Genomic DNA, 17,144 nt, shown 5'->3' on the forward strand with positions numbered 1-17,144 from the left:
CTGTCCGCTCGGCCTGCCTAATGTCACGGCCGTTCGCCCGTCCTTGCCGCGTACGGGACGACCGTGATCCTGTCGAGCACGGGTGCGTACTGCGAGCGCAGCAGGATGCCGGGCCAGGTGTCCGAGGCGTACGACTCACCGTCGAAGTTGGGCAGCTCCTGGGAGCTGAAGGTGATCGTGTTGCTGCCTTCGTCCAGCCGCACCGGGACGGTGAGCTCCCAGAAGTTGTTCTCGTGGAACGAGTGCGGGAACTGCACGTGCCGGGCCTGACCGCCGTTGACGGAGATGTCCGCATGCCGGGTGAGCGGGTCGGGGTTGTAGTGCGTGGCCTCCGACTGCTCGGGGTTGGAGTACCGGATGCGCATCGCGTACAGGCCCGCCTCGTCGGCCGTCACCTTGAACGTCGCGGTGTTGCCGTTGCCCGGCTCGCCGCCGACGCCGCGTACCGCGGTGCCGCCACTGGCCAGGGACAGCTGCGCGGTCCCGGCGGAGCCGGCGAGTTCGGCGTCCTCGGCCTCGTAGACGGTCGGCTTCAGCGTGCCGGAGGTCTGTTCGACCGTGATCCGGTCGACGAGCGTGGTCCGGGCCAGTCCGGTGACTGTGACCTTGTTGACGCCGCCGGAGAGGGACACGGCCGCCGCGCGGGTACCCGGCGACACCCGCAGCACGTCCTGGCCGTTCACGGCCAGCTGTGCCGCGCCCCAGCCGAGGGTGTCCACGGTGATGGTCGACTCGGCATCGGCCGGGGAGTACACCCAGAATGTGGCGCTGTCGCCCTGCGCGACCGCCGCGGCGCCCGACCCCGATGCGTCCTTCCTGACGGTGGGCGGCAGGTCGTAGACGGCCCGGGCGCCGTCCAGCGTGGCCAGCTCCGCCTCGTAGACCGTGCGCTGTGCCTCGGGGTTGGGCAGGGACAGCGTGATCCGGTCGACGATCGCGTCGCCCTTCGTGGTCCGCTCGCCGTCGAGGCTGCGGGCGGCGAGCGTGATGGTGTGCTCGCCCTCGGTCAGCTCGACGGTGGTGTCGGCGTGGTCCCAGACCACCCACTTGTAGCCCAGCGGCAGCGACAGTTCCTGCTCGGCGCCGCCGTCGACGCGGAGGAACACGTTGGTCGGGCCCTGCTCCTTGACGAGGCCGAAGGTGTTGAGGGAGTTGGCGAAGACGCTCAGGTCGTAGGTGCCGTCCTGCGGGACGTCGACGGTGAAGTCCAGCTCCAAATCCGAACCCGTGCGCAGGCCGCCGACGTTGTAGCGGCCGGAGGTGTAGAACTTGGACACGTCGGACGGCGAGCCCTCGGGGCCGTTCCTGCTGTAGCCGGAGCCGGTGTGGGCGGCGTCCTCGGCCTCGTAGCTGCCGTTCCACAGGGCCGGCGGGACCGATGCCGCCTCGCCGTCGCCGGCCGGCGTCAGCACGATCTCGTACGCGGACGACTCCTGCAGGGCCGGCAGGTCGCCGTTGCCGAAGTCGAAGCCCACGGTGCCGTCGCGCACCTCGATGGTCCGCTCGGCGACGATCTCGGGCTGGGCGGAGTCGCCGATCTGCCCGGTCCACGGGATCTCACGCACCCAGGCGTGCACGGTGCCACTGAAATCTTCGGGCACATTGCCGAACTCGACGTACCCCTTGCCGTCGGAGCCGCCGAACAGCGCCCGCGCCTGCTTCCTCTCCTCGTCGAGGGTCGCCACGCCCTGCATCGTGTAGTTCTGGCCGGGGAACGGCGGGGTCACCTCGACGGTGTGGCCGGTCATGCTGCCGTAGGCGTTGAGCAGCCACCACTGGCCGTTGCCGCGGTTCGCCTGGACGGCGGAGTCGGAGAGGTTGCCGTCGATGTTCCAGTACGCGATGTCGGCGTCGACCTTCGACTCCTCGATCGCGGACACCCACTGGATCATCTGGCCGGGCACCGAGGTGTGGTAGTTGAAGGCGTACTCGTTGATGTTGATGGGGAGTTGCTTGCCTTCGTGCTCGGTGCCCGCGAAGACCTCCCTCTCCCAGCCCCGGTACTTCCTGACGCTGCTGCGGACCCGCTCAGGGTGGCTCAGCTCGTGCCAGGTGACGACCTCGGGGACGGTGCCGGCCTCGACGGTGTGCTGGAGGAAGCCCTTGACCTGGTCGTACAGGACGCTGGTGTTGGGTCCGGCGATGCGGGCATCCGGCATCCTGCCCTTGATCAGCGCGTGGACGTCGTCCCAGGCGGCGAAGTAGTCGGTCGGGTTGTTGAGCCAGCTGACCCTGTTGTAGCTCCACTGGCCGGTGCCGAACATGTTGCCCTCGGGCTCGTTGAAGGGCACGAAGACGATGTTGTCCTGGTACTCCTCGGGCAGTTGGAGGACCTGGTCGACCTGCCCCGCGATCTTCTCCTTGTACAGCCGGAGCTTCTCCTGAGGCGTGTCGCCCGGCCACTGGTAGGGGAAGCCGCGGTGGATGTCGGTCATGTAGATGTACACGTCACCGTCGGTGCTGTCCGCGAGCGGCTTGACGACCTCCAGCGCGTCGGCGCCGGGGTGCTGCGGCCCGTCCTGCGCCTTGGTCGAGACCGTCCGCAGGTGCATGCCCTCGATGAGGTTGTTCGTCGGGACGTCCTGCCCGTACAGGCCGTAGAGGGTGCCGGAGGCGCCGCCGTGGAACGGGCCGGTGTCCGTGGCGAGGTCGATGGCCATGTGCCCTTCGCGGACCACGGTGACGTTCGCGGTGACCGCTCGGCCGGCGGCCGTGCCCCGCACGGTGAAGGTGCCCGGCGCTGCGTAGTCGGCGGGGTCGACCTCGTCCCAGGCGACGGCCACGTCCCGGTCGTAGTCGTCGGAGAACGTCGCGGACACCGTGGCGGGCAGGTCGGGGGCGGTGTCCGTGGAGGTGCGCACCTCGAAGGCGTCCCGCGTCAGACCCGTCACCTGCGGGGTCTCCCCCACGGTCTGCGCGACCTGCTCGGCGGTCAGCGCCGCGTGGTAGACGGCGAAGTCGTCGACGGCGCCGTCGAAGAGGGGATCCGGGTAGAAGGACTTGCCGAGGTAGCCGGCGAACGTGGTCGAGTCGTCGATCAGCTCGGCCGCGCTGACCGTGGTCGTCGCGGATGCCACGGCGACGCCGTCCAGGTAGGTGGTGATGCGGTCCTCGGCGGTGTCCAGCGTGACGGTGAGGGTCTTCCACTGGCCGGCGGGCAGCGCGGCGGACCCGGTGACCTTGGCCTCGCCGCCGGCGCCCCCGGTGGTGACGGCCGTGCGGAGCCGCTGGTCGTTGTTGTACGGGGTGGTGAACAGGTACTGGGTGGTGTTCTTGCCGAGGGCGTAGATCCACTGCCACGGCTGTGTGGTGCCGTCCCACTTCACGCGGGCGGAGACGGTCAGGTCCGTGGCACCGGCCAGCGCCTGGCGGGGCAGCCGGACATGGGCGCCGTCGGAGCCGGACGCCCCGCCGGGCAGCTCCAGCGCCGAACCCTGGCCGGCGCCGCCGACCAGGGCGGCGGTCGACCCGTTGACCAGCGTCCCGTCGAGTCCGTTGCCCGAGCTGTCGGTGACGGTTCCGGTGCTCAGGTCGTCGGTGTCGAACGTGTAGTGGAGCACCGGGTCGGGCGCCTCGGCGGCCGTCGCCGGCACTGTGAGGCCCGCGACCGTCAGACCGACGCTCACCGCGGCGACCAGTGTTCTTCGCACGCCGGGGCGTGCGCGTCCTGCTCTCGATAGCACCATCGTTGCTGCTCCTGAGTTGTCCCGTGCGGGGTCGGAATAGCTGTCGAACCGGTTCGACAGCGGCATCGCCGGGCCTGATTCGAACCGGTTCGACGATGCCGCCGCCTTGAGACCTTTGTGAGGTTGGATGCGGGGGAGATGCGGGGGAGATGCGGGGAATGCGTGCGGGGATACATGCGGCTCAGCAGAGACCCGCGACTGGCGCATCATTTTGGGTGCCCGCACGGCGCCGGGCAAGACCCCTGCACGAATCAGTTCGACGGCGGCGTCCGGCGGCCGACCTCGGACACGGATCCACGTCCAGTCCCTTGACCGCCTCCGGCCACCCCTCTACCGTTTGCCCGGCATAACGAACGTCGTTCGATATTTAGAACACAGCTTTTTGTCACAGCTTGTTCGAAGAAGCACGAGAGGCACCGGACATGACCGTGAAGACCGGGACGGGCCAAGGCCCGGGGCCGTAGGGCCCGCTCATGCGGTCCTACGGATTCCGGCGCCTTGATCCCCTACACCGCCCAGCGGAGCTGGCGGGACGCCATCGCCTCCCAGATCCTCGCCCCCCGACAGCGCCGTCCACCACCGCCCTCTGCCAGCGGCGTTGCGCTCAGGCCAGTGGGTCGGGCGCCGCAGTAACCCCGTACTCCGCCAGCTTCGTCTTGCCCCCGTCAGGAGCCGTCAGCACCAGCGGGCCGTCCGCCGTCAGAGCCACCGAGTGCTCCCAGTGGGACGACCACGTACCGTCCGCCGTGATGACGGTCCAGTCGTCCTCCAGCACCTCGGTCTTCGGCGTGCCCAGCGAAACCATCGGCTCGATGGCGAGGCAGAACCCGGGCACCAGCTTCGCGCCCTTCCCCCGCCGCCGGTCCACATAGTTCAGCAGGTGCGGATCCATGTGCATCTCGGTGCCGATCCCGTGGCCGCCGTAGTCCTCGACGATGCCGTACTTGCCACCGCCCGGCTTCGGCTGCCGCCGGATGTACGTCTCGATGGCCCGGGAGACGTCGACCAGCCGGTTCCCCTGCTTCATCGCGGCGATCCCGGCCCACATGGACTCCTCGGTCACCCGCGACAGCTCGATCAGCTCAGGAGCGTGACCGGACCCCACGAACGCCGTGTACGCCGCGTCCCCGTGCCACCCGTCCACGATCGCGCCCGCGTCGATCGAGATGATGTCGCCGTCCTTGAGGACCACCTCGTCGGACGGGATCCCGTGCACCACGACCTCGTTCACGGACGTGCAGATCGTCGCCGGAAACCCGCCGTACCCCAGGAAGTTCGACTTCGCCCCGTGCTCGGCGATCACCTTGCGGGACACCTCGTCGAGGTCCTTCGTCGTCGCACCCGGCACCGCGGCCTCACGAGTGGCCGCGTGGATGGCGGCGACGACCAGCCCCGCCGCCCGCATCTTCGCGATCTGCTCGGGGGTCTTGATCTGCACCATCAGGCTGTCGCCTCTCCTACTTCCGGTAAGCATGTCTGGGGTTAAGTGTGCCGCAACCACCAATTGGGCAACCACGACGGCGAATCACCACGTCCGCGAGAGCGGCGGCGGTTCAGAGCCTGTGTCATATACCCGGTCGGACGGCGGGCGCCCGGCCGGGGATATGACACAGGCTCTCAGCCGCAAAAAGCAGCCGCGGCACCCTCGAAGGGCACCGCGGCCGCGATGTACCGCAGACGGCTACTTGCCGTCGTCCCCTTGCTTGAGCGCATCCATCGCGCGCTGGGTGACCTCGTCCACCTTGCCGAGCGCCGAGATCGTCACGACCAGGCCCTGGGCCCGGTAGTAGTCGATGATCGGCTCGGTCTGCGTGTGGTAGACCTCCAGTCGCTTGCGCACGGTCTCCTCGGAGTCGTCGTCGCGCTGGTACAGCTCGCCGCCGCACTCGTCGCAGACGCCGTCCTGCTCGGGCGCCTTGTACGTGACGTGGAAGACGTGCGCCGAGTCGTTACGGCAGATGCGGCGGCCGGCGATCCGCTTGACCACCTCGTCCTCGGGGACCTCCAGGTCCAGGACCGCGTCCAGCTTCATGGACTCGGACTTCAGCATCTCGTCCAGCGCCTCGGCCTGCGAGACGTTACGCGGGAAGCCGTCGAGCAGGAAGCCGTGCTCCGCGTCGGGCTGCTCCATGCGGTCCTTGGCCATCGCGATGGTGACCTCGTCCGGGACCAGGTTGCCCGCGTCCATGTAGGACTTCGCGAGTTTGCCCAGTTCCGTCTTCTGGCTGATGTTGGCACGGAAGAGGTCGCCCGTGGAGATGTGCGGGATCGACAGGTTCTTGGCAAGGAACGCGGCCTGCGTTCCCTTGCCGGCACCGGGCGGCCCGACGAGGACGATTCGCATCAGCGGAGGAACCCTTCGTAATTGCGCTGCTGGAGCTGGCTCTCGATCTGCTTCACCGTCTCCAGACCCACACCCACGATGATCAGGATGCTGGTGCCACCGAACGGGAAGTTCTGGTTTGCCCCGAAACCCGCCAACGCCATCGTCGGCACGAGAGCGATCATGCCCAGATACAGCGAACCCGGCCAGGTGATCCGGTTGAGTACGTAGCTCAGGTACTCAGCGGTCGGCCTGCCAGCCCGGATGCCCGGGATGAAGCCACCATACTTCTTCATGTTGTCGGCTACTTCCTCGGGGTTGAAGGAAATGGCCACGTAGAAGAACGCAAAGAAGATGATCAGGAAGAAGTAGAGGACCATGTGCAGCGGAGCGTCCGGCTGCGCGAGGTTCTCTTCGACCCAGATCTTCCAGCCGGCGGTTCCACCGGAGAACTGCGCGATCAGTGCCGGGATGTAGAGCAGCGACGAGGCGAAGATCACAGGGATGATGCCCGCCTGGTTGACCTTCAGCGGAATGTACGTCGATGTGCCGCCGTAGGACCGGCGGCCGATCATGCGCTTCGCGTACTGGACGGGAATACGGCGCTGAGCCTGCTCGACGAAGACCACCAGGCCGATCACGACGAGGCCGACGGCGACCACGGTGCCGAACTCGATCCAGCCGCCCGCGAGGTCACCCTCCTGCTTGATGGCCCACAGCGCGGACGGGAAGGTGGCGGCGATCGAGATGAACATCAGGATCGACATGCCGTTGCCGATGCCGCGGTCGGTGATGAGCTCACCGAGCCACATCACGACGGCCGTACCGGCGGTCATGGTGATGACCATCGTGAGGGTGGTGAAGATCGACTTGTCGGGGACGATCTGGCCGCCCAGCGAGCACGTACTGAACAGGGAGCCGCTGCGGGCGGTGGCCACCAGGCCGGTGCCCTGGAGGACGGCCAGCGCCACGGTCAGATAGCGCGTGTACTGCGTGATCTTCGCCGTACCGGCCTGGCCCTCCTTCTTGAGGGCTTCCAGACGCGGGATCACCACGGTCAGCAGCTGGAGAATGATGCTCGCCGTGATGTACGGCATGATGCCGAGCGCGAAGATCGTGATCTGCAGCAGTGCGCCACCGCTGAACATGTTGACCAGACCGAACAGACCCGTGTTGGTACTCGCCTGATCGATGCAGAACTGAACGGCGGTGTAGTCGACGCCCGGGATCGGGATATGCGTACCGATCCGGTAGATCACGATGATGCCGAGCGTGAAGAGCAGCTTCTTGCGCAGGTCGGGCGTCTTGAACGCCCGGGCGAACGCGGTGAGCACGGTGCCTCCTGCGACCCCCGCGCTACTGCGTCAAGGGTGACGGTCTTGAGGTTCGACGAATAGGTAACGGTCAACTACCGCTTCGAGTGCCCCGTGAGGAGCCCCCTGTCAAAGTTGGCAGTGCAGGCCACCTTACCGGCGAGACTGCCCCGCTTGGAACGACCAACCGGGGATACCCCATTTGTGGGGTATCCCCGGTCGGGATCGCTCAAGTCATCGGCACGTCTGATGTGTTCAGACGAACTCGGTGACGGTGCCGCCGGCGGCGGTGATCTTCTCCTTGGCGGAGCCGGAGACGGCGTCGACCGTCACCTGCAGCGCCACGGAGATCTCGCCCTGGCCGAGGACCTTGACAAGGCTGTTCTTGCGAACGGCGCCCTTGGCGACCAGATCGGCCACCGTGACCTCGCCGCCCTCGGGGTAGAGGGAGGCGAGCTTGTCCAGGTTCACGACCTGGTACTCGGTCTTGAACGGGTTCTTGAAGCCCTTCAGCTTCGGGAGGCGCATGTGCAGCGGCATCTGGCCGCCCTCGAAGCGCTCCGGAACCTGGTAACGAGCCTTGGTGCCCTTGGTACCACGACCGGCCGTCTTACCCTTCGACGCCTCACCACGACCCACACGGGTCTTGGCGGTCTTGGCGCCCGGGGCGGGACGGAGGTTGTGGATCTTGAGCGGGTTCTGCTCCGCCATGATCAGTCGACCTCCTCGACCGTCACGAGGTGGCGGACGGTGTGCACCATACCGCGGAACTCGGGGCGGTCCTCCTTGACGACCACGGTGTTGATCCCCTTGAGACCAAGCGACCGCAGGGTGTCACGGTGGTTCTGCTTGCTGCCGATGTAGGACTTGACCTGCGTGACCTTGAGCTGCGCCATGACCTACGCACCCGCCCCGGCACGCGCACGGAGAAGAGCCGCGGGGGCGACGTCCTCGAGCGGCAGACCACGGCGGGCCGCGATCTCCTCGGGACGCTGCAGGCCCCGCAGGGCCGCCACGGTCGCGTGCACGATGTTGATGGCGTTGTCGGAGCCGAGCGACTTCGACAGCACGTCGTGGATACCGGCGCACTCCAGGACGGCACGCACGGGACCACCGGCGATCACACCGGTACCCGGCGAAGCCGGCTTGAGGAGCACGACACCGGCAGCCTTCTCACCCTGGATGGGGTGCGGGATGGTGCCCTGGATGCGGGGGACCTTGAAGAAGTGCTTCTTGGCCTCCTCAACGCCCTTGGCGATGGCGGCCGGCACCTCCTTGGCCTTGCCGTATCCGACACCCACGGTGCCGTCACCGTCGCCCACCACGACCAGCGCGGTGAAGCTGAAGCGACGACCACCCTTCACAACCTTGGCGACGCGGTTGATCGCGACGACGCGCTCAACGTACGCGGTCTTCTCGGCGGCAGCCGCACCGCCGTCACGGCCCTTCCGGTCCCGCCGCTCGCCGCCACCGGCGCCGCCACCGCGGCGCTGGGGTCCAGCCATTGGAATTACCTCTCTCTGTTTCCGCTAGCTACGGAACCAGGACTCAGAACTTGAGTCCGGCCTCGCGGGCGGCGTCCGCCAGAGCGGCGATGCGCCCGGCGTACTGGTTGCCACCACGGTCGAATACGACAGCCTCGACGCCCGCGGCCTTGGCACGCTCGGCGACCAGGGCGCCGACCTGCTTGGCCTGCGCGGACTTGTCACCCTCGCCACCGCGGATCGAGGTGTCCAGGGTGGACGCCGACGCAAGGGTGTGCCCCTTGAGGTCGTCGATCACCTGGGCCACGATGTGGCGGTTGGAGCGGGTCACGACCAGGCGAGGGCGCTCGGCCGTACCGGAGACCTTCTTACGGATCCGGATGTGGCGGCGCTTGATCGCGGCGCGCTTGTAGGCGTCGCCCTTGAGGATCTTCTGCCCGTATGCCATGGCTTACTTACCCGCCTTTCCGACCTTGCGGCGGATGACTTCGCCCTCGTACTTGACGCCCTTGGCCTTGTACGGGTCGGGCTTGCGCAGCTTGCGGATGTTGGCCGCAACCTCGCCGACCTTCTGCTTGTCGATGCCCTCGACCGAGAAACGGGTGGGGGCCTCCACCTTGAAGGTGATGCCCTCGGGCGCCTCGACGGTGATCGGGTGGCTGTAGCCGAGCGCGAACTCGAGGTTCGAGCCCTTGGCGGTCACGCGGTAACCGACACCGCTGATTTCGAGCTTCTTCACGTAACCCTGGGTCACGCCGGTGATCATGTTCGCCACCAGCGTGCGGGACAGGCCGTGCAGGGCCTTGTTCTGACGCTCGTCGTTGGGGCGGGTGACGTTCAGGACGCCGTCCTCACCCCTGACGACCTCGATCGGCGCCGAGACGGTGTGGGTCAGCTCGCCCTTGGGGCCCTTGACCGAGACCGTGCGGCCGTCGATGGTGACGTCCACGCCGGCGGGAACCGCGATGGGGAGCTTGCCGATGCGCGACATAGCTGTTTCCTCCGTTCCCTTCCGCTACCAGACGTAGGCGAGAACTTCTCCGCCTACGCCCTTCTTGCCGGCCTGCTTGTCGGTGAGGAGCCCGTGCGACGTGGAGATGATCGCCACGCCGAGGCCGCCGAGCACCTTCGGCAGGTTGGTGGACTTCGCGTAAACCCGGAGACCGGGCTTGGAGATCCGCTTGATGCCCGCGATGGAGCGCTCACGGTTGGGGCCGAACTTCAGCTCCAGGACGAGGTTCTTGCCGACCTCGGCGTCCTCGACCTTCCAGCCCGTGATGAAGCCCTCCTGCTGGAGGATCTCCGCGATGTGCGACTTGATCTTCGATGCCGGCATCGTCACGGAGTCGTGGTATGCCGAGTTCGCGTTCCGCAGACGCGTAAGCATGTCTGCGATCGGATCAGTCATGGTCATGAAGTGGCCTTCGGCCTCTCTCGCCGGGGTTTCCTGGTGCGCCATCCCTCTCCCCGATCCGAGACGGGGCGGGTGCGGCGCGGTGGACCTACGGCGTAGTAAGTCGTACGGGCGGCAATCAGGCGCCCAACCCCCCAAGCCTAAGCCATGGAAGGGTGGGCACCTGACCAGAGCCCTTTGCTTACCGAGAGCCTCTGGAGTCCCGAACTACGGGACTACCAGGAGCTCTTGGTCACGCCCGGCAGCTCGCCGCGGTGAGCCATCTCACGAAGGCACACACGGCACAGGCCGAACTTGCGGTACACGGAGTGCGGACGTCCACACCGCTGGCAGCGGGTGTAGCCACGCACGGCGAACTTCGGCTTGCGAGCAGCCTTGGCAATCAGAGCCTTCTTCGCCATCTCGCTCACGCCTCCTTGAAGGGGAAGCCGAGGTGACGAAGGAGCGCGCGGCCCTCAGCGTCGTTGGTCGCCGTGGTGACCACGGTGATGTCCATACCCCGGACGCGGTCGATCTTGTCCTGGTCGATCTCGTGGAACATGACCTGCTCCGTGAGACCGAAGGTGTAGTTGCCACGGCCGTCGAACTGCTTGGGGGACAGACCGCGGAAGTCGCGGATGCGCGGGAGCGCGAGCGACAGGGTGCGGTCAAGGAACTCCCACATGCGGTCGCCACGGAGCGTGACGTGGGCACCGATCGGCTGTCCCTCACGCAGCTTGAACTGCGCGATGGACTTGCGGGCCTTGGTGACGGCCGGCTTCTGACCGGTGATCGTGGTGAGGTCGCGGATGGCGCCCTCGATCAGCTTGGAGTCGCGGGCGGCGTCGCCCACACCCATGTTGACCACGATCTTGACGAGGCCGGGGATCTGCATGACGTTCTCGTACTTGAACTCGTCACGCAGCTTGCCCGCGATCTCCTCGCGGTACTTCGTCTTCAGACGCGGAGTGGTGGTGGTAGCCATCAGATGTCCTCACCCGTCCGCTTGGCAACGCGGATCTTGTTGCCTTCGTCGTCGAAGCGGTAACCGACGCGGGTCACGACCTTCTTGCCGTCCTTCTCAACGACCAGCTGGACGTTGGAGACGTGGATCGGCGCCTCGGTCGTAACGATGCCACCGGCCTGCGAACCGCGAGCCGTGGGGCCGGCCTTGGTGTGCTTCTTGACCCGGTTGACACCCTCGACCAGGACGCGCTCGTCGCGCGGGTAAGCGGCAATGACCTTGCCCTGCTTGCCCTTGTCCTTGCCGGTGATGACCTGGACCAGGTCGCCCTTCTTGATCTTCATGCTTACAGCACCTCCGGCGCGAGCGAGATGATCTTCATGAACTTCTTCTCGCGCAGCTCACGGCCTACGGGGCCGAAGATACGGGTGCCGCGAGGGTCGCCGTCGTTCTTCAGAATGACGGCGGCGTTCTCGTCGAAGCGGATGTACGAGCCGTCCGGACGGCGGCGCTCCTTGACGGTGCGAACGATGACAGCCTTGACGACGTCACCCTTCTTCACGTTGCCACCGGGGATCGCGTCCTTGACGGTGGCGACGATGACGTCACCGATGCCCGCGTAGCGGCGACCGGAACCACCGAGCACACGGATGCAAAGGATCTCCTTCGCACCAGTGTTGTCGGCGACACGCAGCCGCGACTCCTGCTGGATCACGTCTATCTCCTGATCGTCTGCCGGTTCCCGCAGGGACCTTTCGGGTCGGCCTGCAAGCCTGGCGGAACTGTCCTGCGGGTAGTTCCCGCAGGAATTACTTGGGCCTCTGCAGGTGAAAACCCACGCCGGGGGCCGCACACCTGGCGGCGGAGCCCCCGGCGAGGGGCAGCGGGGGCGGAGCCCCCGCTTGATTACTTCGCCTTCTCGAGGATCTCGACGACGCGCCAGCGCTTCGTCGCGGACAGCGGCCGGGTCTCCATGAGGAGGACGCGGTCACCGACACCCGCGGCGTTCTGCTCGTCGTGCGCCTTGAGCTTGTTGGTACGGCGGATGACCTTGCCGTACAGCGCGTGCTTGACACGGTCCTCGACGGCGACGACGACGGTCTTGTCCATCTTGTCGCTGACGACAAGGCCCTCACGGGTCTTGCGGAAGCCGCGGGCGGCAGTCTGCTCTTCAGTCACGTTGTTCTCGCTCATCAGGCGCTCTCCACCGTCTCGATGCCCAGCTCGCGCTCACGCATCAGGGTGTAGATCCGCGCGATGTCCTTACGGACGGCCTTCAGCCGACCGTGGTTCTCGAGCTGGCCCGTCGCCGCCTGGAAGCGGAGGTTGAACAGCTCTTCCTTGGCCTCGCGAAGCTTGGCGACAAGCTCCTCGTTGCCCAGCTCGCGCAGCTCGGACGCCTTGGTACCGGCCGACATCACGCTTCACCTGCCTCGCGCTTGACGATCCGGCACTTCATCGGCAGCTTGTGGGCCGCACGAGTCAGCGCCTCACGGGCGATCTTCTCGTTGGGGTACGACAGCTCGAACATGACCCGGCCCGGGTGCACGTTCGCGACCCACCACTCGGGAGAACCCTTACCGGAACCCATGCGGGTCTCGGCGGGCTTCTTGGTCAGCGGACGGTCCGGGTAGATGTTGATCCAGACCTTGCCGCCACGCTTGATGTGGCGGGTCATGGCGATACGGGCCGCCTCGATCTGGCGGTTGGTCACATAGGCCGGCGTGAGGGCCTGGATGCCGTACTCGCCGAACGCGACCGTCGTACCACCCTTGGCCTGACCGCGGCGCTTCGGGTGGTGCTGCTTGCGGTGCTTGACCCTACGGGGGATCAGCATTTCGGTCAGGCCTCCGTTCCGGTGCTCTCAGCCGGCCCGTCGGTCTTGGGCGCGTCGGCCTTGGGGGCCTCGGCGGCCGGAGCCGACTGCTGCTGCGGCTTGCGACCGCGACCGCCACGCTCGCCACCGCGACCACCACGGGCCGGGCGGTCGGCGCCGCCACGGGCCGGGCGGTTGCCGGCGCGGGCAGCGGCGTTCTCGGCGCGGACCTCGGCGATGTTCTTGACGTCGCCCTTGTAGATCCAGACCTTCACACCGATGCGGCCGAAGGTCGTCTTGGCCTCGAAGAAGCCGTAGTCGACGTTCGCGCGGAGCGTGTGCAGGGGCACGCGGCCCTCGCGGTAGAACTCCGAGCGGGACATCTCGGCGCCGCCGAGGCGGCCACCGCACTGGATCTTGATGCCCTTGGCGCCCGCCTTCATCGCCGACTGCATGCTCTTGCGCATGGCGCGGCGGAAGGAGACGCGGGAGGACAGCTGCTCGGCGACGGCCTGGGCGACCAGCTGAGCGTCGGTCTCGGGGTTCTTGACCTCGAGGATGTTCAGCTGGACCTGCTTGCCCGTCAGCTTTTCGAGCTGCCCGCGGATCTTGTCCGCCTCGGCGCCGCGGCGGCCGATGACGATGCCGGGACGCGCGGTGTGGATGTCCACGCGGACACGGTCACGGGTGCGCTCGATCTCAACCTTGGAGATGCCGGCGCGCTCCATGCCGGACGTCAGCATCCGACGGATGGCGACGTCTTCCTTGACGTAGTCCTTGTACAGCTTGTCGGCGTACCAGCGGGACTTGAAGTCCGTGGTCACACCGAGCCGGAACCCGTGCGGGTTTACCTTCTGGCCCATTACCGGGTTCCTTCCTTGCTGCTGACGACCACGGTGATGTGGCTGGTCCGCTTGCGGATCCGGTAGGCACGGCCCTGGGCACGCGGACGGAACCGCTTCAGGGTCGGGCCCTCGTCGACGTACGCCTCGGAGATGAAGAGGCTGTCGGCGTCGGTGTGGTCGTAGTTGTGCGCGGCGTTGGCGATGGCGCTGTCCAGCACCTTGCCGACCGGCACGCTCGCGGCCTGCGGGGCGAAACGCAGGACCGCCTGAGCCTCCGTGGCGTCCATGCCACGGATGAGGTCCACCACTCGGCGGGCCTTCATGGGCGTGACGCGGATGTACCGCGCCTGGGCCCTGGCTTCCATGGTTGTCCCTTCAGTGTCTGTCATGGTCATTCACCCCGCGTTAGCGGCGCTTCGACTTCCGGTCGTCCTTGACGTGACCCCGGAAGGTGCGCGTCGGCGAGAACTCGCCGAGCTTGTGGCCGACCATGGACTCGGTGACAAACACCGGGATGTGGGTCTTGCCGTTGTGCACCGCGATCGTGTGGCCCAGCATGGCCGGGACGATCATCGAGCGACGGGACCAGGTCTTGATGACGTTCTTGGAACCGGCTTCGTTCTGTGCGTCCACCTTCTTGATCAGGTGGTCGTCGACGAAGGGCCCCTTCTTGAGACTGCGCGGCATCTGAACCCGCTCCTAGCGCTTCTTGTTCGTCTTGCGGCGGCGGACGATGTACTTGTTCGACGCCTTCTTGGGCGAACGAGTACGTCCTTCCTTCTGGCCCCAGGGGCTGACCGGGTGGCGACCACCGGAGGTCTTGCCCTCACCACCACCGTGGGGGTGGTCAACCGGGTTCATCGCCACACCGCGAACGGTCGGGCGGACGCCCAGCCAGCGCTTGCGGCCGGCCTTGCCCCAGTTGATGTTGGACTGCTCGGCGTTGCCGACCTCACCGACGGTGGCGCGGCAGCGCACGTCCACCAGGCGGATCTCACCGGACGGCATACGGAGGTGGGCCATCTGGCCCTCCTTCGCGAGCAGCTGCACGGAGGCACCGGCGGAGCGGGCGAACTTGGCGCCGCCGCCCGGACGGAGCTCGATCGCGTGGATCGTGGTACCGACCGGGATGTTGCGGAGCGCCAGGTTGTTGCCGGGCTTGATGTCGGCCCCGGGACCGTTCTCGACGCGGTCGCCCTGCTGCAGGTTGCGCGGGGCGAGGATGTAGCGCTTCTCGCCGTCGGCGTAGTGCAGCAGCGCGATGCGCGCGGTGCGGTTGGGGTCGTACTCGATGTGCGCGACCTTCGCCGGCACGCCGTCCTTGTCATGGCGACGGAAGTCGATGACGCGGTAGGCGCGCTTGTGGCCACCACCCTGGTGGCGCACGGTCACACGACCGGAATTGTTACGGCCGCCCTTGCTGTGCAGCGGGCGGACCAGCGACTTCTCCGGCGTGGACCGCGTGACCTCGACGAAGTCGGCGACGCTGGAGCCACGACGGCCCGGAGTCGTCGGCTTGTACTTGCGGATACCCATTTCTCAGTCCTCGTCCGATATCGGACCGGATCTCCGTTAGGAGACCTGGCCGAAGATGTCGATACGGTCGCCCTCGGCGAGGGTCACGATCGCGCGCTTGGTGGCGGCACGCTGGCCGTACCCCGTGCGGGTCCGCTTGCGCTTGCCCTGGCGGTTGATCGTGTTGACCCCGGTGACCTTGACCTCGAAGACCGCCTGGACGGCCTGCTTGATCTGGGTCTTGTTGGCACGCGGGTCGACGATGAACGTGTACTTGTTCTCGTCGAGGAGCGCGTAGCTCTTCTCGGAGACGACCGGCTTGAGCAGCACGTCACGGGGGTCCGTGAAGGACTTGCTCAGCGGGGTCTCGACGGTGTTCTTGCCCTCGGTGGCCTGGCGCTTCGCCTTGGCGACGCGCGCGGCCTTGGCGGCCTTGGCGGCCTTCGAGGCGATGCTCGGGTGACGCGTGGCCATCAGGCTTCGCTCCCTTCGGTGTCAGTGTTCCGCTCGGCACTGGGCGTGCCGGACACGAAGGACTCGAAGGCGGCCTGGGTGAAGACCACGTCGTCCGAGACGAGAACGTCGTACGTGTTCAGCTGGCCCGGCTCCAGGATGTGGACCTGGGGCAGGTTGCGGGCGGAGAGCCACGCGGCCTCGTCAGCGCGCTCGACGACCAGGAGCAGGTTCTTGCGCTCGCTGATCTTGCCGAACAGGCTCTTGGCGGCCTTGGTGGAGACCTCGCCCTCGACCACGCCGGAGACGACGTGGATGCGGTTGTGGCGGGCCCGGTCGGTGAGGGCGTGGCGCAGGGCCGCGGCCTTCATCTTCTTCGGGGTCCGCTGCGAGTAGTCGCGCGGCACGGGACCGTGCACGACGCCACCACCGGCGAACTGCGGTGCGCGGGTCGAACCCTGGCGGGCGCGACCGGTGCCCTTCTGGCGGTAAGGCTTCTTGCCACCACCACGGACCTCGCCACGCGTCTTGGTCTTGTGCGTGCCCTGGCGGGCAGCGGCCAGCTGTGCGACGACGACCTGGTGAAGCAGCGGAACGCTGATCTTCTCTACGTCGAAGATCTCCGCGGGGAGCTCGACGGTACCGGCCTTGTCGCCCGCCGGCGAAAGGATGTCAACAGTGCTCATCGGTTACCTCAGGCCCCCTTGGCCGCGGTGCGGACCAGGACGAGGCCGCCGTTCGGACCGGGAACCGCGCCCTTGATGAGCAGCAGACCCTTCTCCGCGTCAACGGCGTGGACGGTCAGGTTCTGGGTGGTGACCCGCTCGTTGCCCATACGACCCGCCATGCGGAGGCCCTTGAACACACGGCCCGGGGTGGCGCAGCCACCGATGGAACCGGGGGAGCGGTGCTTGCGCTGGGTGCCGTGACCGGCGCCGAGGCCATGGAAGTTGTGGCGCTTCATGACACCGGCGAAGCCCTTGCCCTTGCTCTTGCCGGTCACGTCGACCTTGACACCGGCCTCGAACACCTCGGCGGTGATCTCCTGGCCGAGCGTGTACTCGGAGGCGTCCGCGGTGCGGATCTCGACGAGGTGGCGGCGCGGGGTGACGTCGGCCTTGGCGAAGTGGCCCTTGAGGGGCTTGTTCACCTTGCGCGGGTCGATCTCGCCGAAGGCGATCTGGACCGACTCGTAGCCGTCGGAGTCATTCGTACGGACCTGGGTGACGACGTTGGGCCCGGCCTTGACGACGGTGACGGGAACAACGCGGTTGTTCTCGTCCCACACCTGCGTCATGCCGAGCTTCTCGCCCAGGATGCCCTTGATCTGCTTAGCCATCTTCAGATCACCG

24 protein-coding genes are annotated in these 17,144 nt (G+C 67.1%); all 24 read right to left on the reverse strand.

From position 1 onward, the window contains the following. Positions 1–23 precede the first annotated feature (23 nt). Complete coding sequence (locus tag ACWD3C_RS19070; RefSeq protein ID WP_451145320.1) at positions 24–3,650, reverse strand: LamG-like jellyroll fold domain-containing protein; 3,627 nt, start codon at positions 3,648–3,650, stop codon at positions 24–26. 640 nt (positions 3,651–4,290) lie between these two features. Next, positions 4,291–5,127: a type I methionyl aminopeptidase gene (gene map / locus ACWD3C_RS19075; RefSeq protein WP_451145322.1), complete on the reverse strand. Its 837-nt coding sequence runs from the start codon at positions 5,125–5,127 to the stop codon at positions 4,291–4,293. A 240-nt stretch (positions 5,128–5,367) separates the two neighbouring features. Next, entirely contained in the window at positions 5,368–6,030 is a 663-nt protein-coding gene (locus tag ACWD3C_RS19080; RefSeq protein WP_451145324.1) for an adenylate kinase, read from the reverse strand. After that, on the reverse strand, positions 6,030–7,343 hold the full coding sequence (gene secY / locus ACWD3C_RS19085) for a preprotein translocase subunit SecY (protein WP_451145326.1): 1,314 nt from the start codon (positions 7,341–7,343) through the stop codon (positions 6,030–6,032). Before secY ends, ACWD3C_RS19080 begins: the two co-directional genes overlap by 1 nt. 234 nt (positions 7,344–7,577) lie before the next feature. Further along, positions 7,578–8,033, reverse strand: a complete 456-nt coding sequence (rplO, locus tag ACWD3C_RS19090; protein ID WP_451145328.1) for a 50S ribosomal protein L15 — start codon at positions 8,031–8,033, stop codon at positions 7,578–7,580. A 2-nt stretch (positions 8,034–8,035) separates the two neighbouring features. After that, the gene (gene rpmD, locus ACWD3C_RS19095; RefSeq protein ID WP_451145330.1) at positions 8,036–8,218 is read right to left on the reverse strand and encodes a 50S ribosomal protein L30; all 183 of its coding nucleotides are present in this window, start codon (positions 8,216–8,218) and stop codon (positions 8,036–8,038) included. A gap of 3 nt (positions 8,219–8,221) precedes the next feature. Beyond that, positions 8,222–8,827, reverse strand: a complete 606-nt coding sequence (rpsE, locus tag ACWD3C_RS19100; protein WP_362090617.1) for a 30S ribosomal protein S5 — start codon at positions 8,825–8,827, stop codon at positions 8,222–8,224. A gap of 43 nt (positions 8,828–8,870) precedes the next feature. Continuing rightward, a complete protein-coding gene (rplR, locus tag ACWD3C_RS19105; RefSeq protein WP_208777378.1) occupies positions 8,871–9,254 on the reverse strand; it encodes a 50S ribosomal protein L18 in 384 nt (127 codons plus the stop codon). 3 nt (positions 9,255–9,257) lie between these two features. After that, positions 9,258–9,797 (reverse strand): 50S ribosomal protein L6, encoded by a 540-nt coding sequence (gene rplF, locus ACWD3C_RS19110; RefSeq protein WP_451145333.1) that lies wholly within the window; start codon positions 9,795–9,797, stop codon positions 9,258–9,260. Positions 9,798–9,821: 24 nt separating this feature from the next. Further along, complete coding sequence (gene rpsH / locus ACWD3C_RS19115) at positions 9,822–10,220, reverse strand: 30S ribosomal protein S8 (protein WP_007384075.1); 399 nt, start codon at positions 10,218–10,220, stop codon at positions 9,822–9,824. A 215-nt stretch (positions 10,221–10,435) separates the two neighbouring features. Further along, on the reverse strand, positions 10,436–10,621 hold the full coding sequence (locus tag ACWD3C_RS19120; RefSeq protein ID WP_049567381.1) for a type Z 30S ribosomal protein S14: 186 nt from the start codon (positions 10,619–10,621) through the stop codon (positions 10,436–10,438). Between the two features lie 5 nt (positions 10,622–10,626). Further along, positions 10,627–11,184 (reverse strand): 50S ribosomal protein L5, encoded by a 558-nt coding sequence (gene rplE / locus ACWD3C_RS19125; protein ID WP_007494758.1) that lies wholly within the window; start codon positions 11,182–11,184, stop codon positions 10,627–10,629. Beyond that, complete coding sequence (gene rplX, locus ACWD3C_RS19130; protein ID WP_016434629.1) at positions 11,184–11,507, reverse strand: 50S ribosomal protein L24; 324 nt, start codon at positions 11,505–11,507, stop codon at positions 11,184–11,186. The genes rplE and rplX overlap by 1 nt, the downstream gene beginning before the upstream one ends. 2 nt (positions 11,508–11,509) lie before the next feature. Beyond that, complete coding sequence (gene rplN, locus ACWD3C_RS19135; protein WP_003998823.1) at positions 11,510–11,878, reverse strand: 50S ribosomal protein L14; 369 nt, start codon at positions 11,876–11,878, stop codon at positions 11,510–11,512. A 191-nt stretch (positions 11,879–12,069) separates the two neighbouring features. Continuing rightward, the gene (gene rpsQ, locus ACWD3C_RS19140) at positions 12,070–12,357 is read right to left on the reverse strand and encodes a 30S ribosomal protein S17 (protein WP_451145336.1); all 288 of its coding nucleotides are present in this window, start codon (positions 12,355–12,357) and stop codon (positions 12,070–12,072) included. Further along, on the reverse strand, positions 12,357–12,581 hold the full coding sequence (rpmC, locus tag ACWD3C_RS19145; protein WP_017949657.1) for a 50S ribosomal protein L29: 225 nt from the start codon (positions 12,579–12,581) through the stop codon (positions 12,357–12,359). The genes rpsQ and rpmC overlap by 1 nt, the downstream gene beginning before the upstream one ends. Then, positions 12,581–13,000 carry a 50S ribosomal protein L16 gene (gene rplP / locus ACWD3C_RS19150; RefSeq protein ID WP_190037507.1) on the reverse strand — a complete coding sequence of 140 codons (420 nt, stop codon included), beginning with the start codon at positions 12,998–13,000 and terminating at the stop codon, positions 12,581–12,583. The genes rpmC and rplP overlap by 1 nt, the downstream gene beginning before the upstream one ends. Positions 13,001–13,005: 5 nt before the next feature. After that, positions 13,006–13,842 carry a 30S ribosomal protein S3 gene (rpsC, locus tag ACWD3C_RS19155; RefSeq protein ID WP_451145339.1) on the reverse strand — a complete coding sequence of 279 codons (837 nt, stop codon included), beginning with the start codon at positions 13,840–13,842 and terminating at the stop codon, positions 13,006–13,008. Continuing rightward, positions 13,842–14,189 (reverse strand): 50S ribosomal protein L22, encoded by a 348-nt coding sequence (gene rplV / locus ACWD3C_RS19160; RefSeq protein ID WP_003974262.1) that lies wholly within the window; start codon positions 14,187–14,189, stop codon positions 13,842–13,844. The genes rpsC and rplV overlap by 1 nt, the downstream gene beginning before the upstream one ends. Positions 14,190–14,229: 40 nt before the next feature. Next, complete coding sequence (gene rpsS, locus ACWD3C_RS19165; RefSeq protein WP_007384069.1) at positions 14,230–14,511, reverse strand: 30S ribosomal protein S19; 282 nt, start codon at positions 14,509–14,511, stop codon at positions 14,230–14,232. A 12-nt stretch (positions 14,512–14,523) separates the two neighbouring features. Then, complete coding sequence (rplB, locus tag ACWD3C_RS19170) at positions 14,524–15,360, reverse strand: 50S ribosomal protein L2 (RefSeq protein WP_030046376.1); 837 nt, start codon at positions 15,358–15,360, stop codon at positions 14,524–14,526. Between the two features lie 36 nt (positions 15,361–15,396). After that, the gene (gene rplW / locus ACWD3C_RS19175) at positions 15,397–15,813 is read right to left on the reverse strand and encodes a 50S ribosomal protein L23 (protein WP_451145341.1); all 417 of its coding nucleotides are present in this window, start codon (positions 15,811–15,813) and stop codon (positions 15,397–15,399) included. Next, entirely contained in the window at positions 15,813–16,478 is a 666-nt protein-coding gene (rplD, locus tag ACWD3C_RS19180) for a 50S ribosomal protein L4 (protein WP_451145343.1), read from the reverse strand. Before rplD ends, rplW begins: the two co-directional genes overlap by 1 nt. A gap of 8 nt (positions 16,479–16,486) precedes the next feature. Continuing rightward, positions 16,487–17,131, reverse strand: a complete 645-nt coding sequence (gene rplC / locus ACWD3C_RS19185) for a 50S ribosomal protein L3 (protein ID WP_451145345.1) — start codon at positions 17,129–17,131, stop codon at positions 16,487–16,489. Between the last annotated feature and the right edge of the window lie 13 nt (positions 17,132–17,144).

The sequence above is a fragment of the Streptomyces sp. NPDC002845 genome, assembly GCF_053591955.1.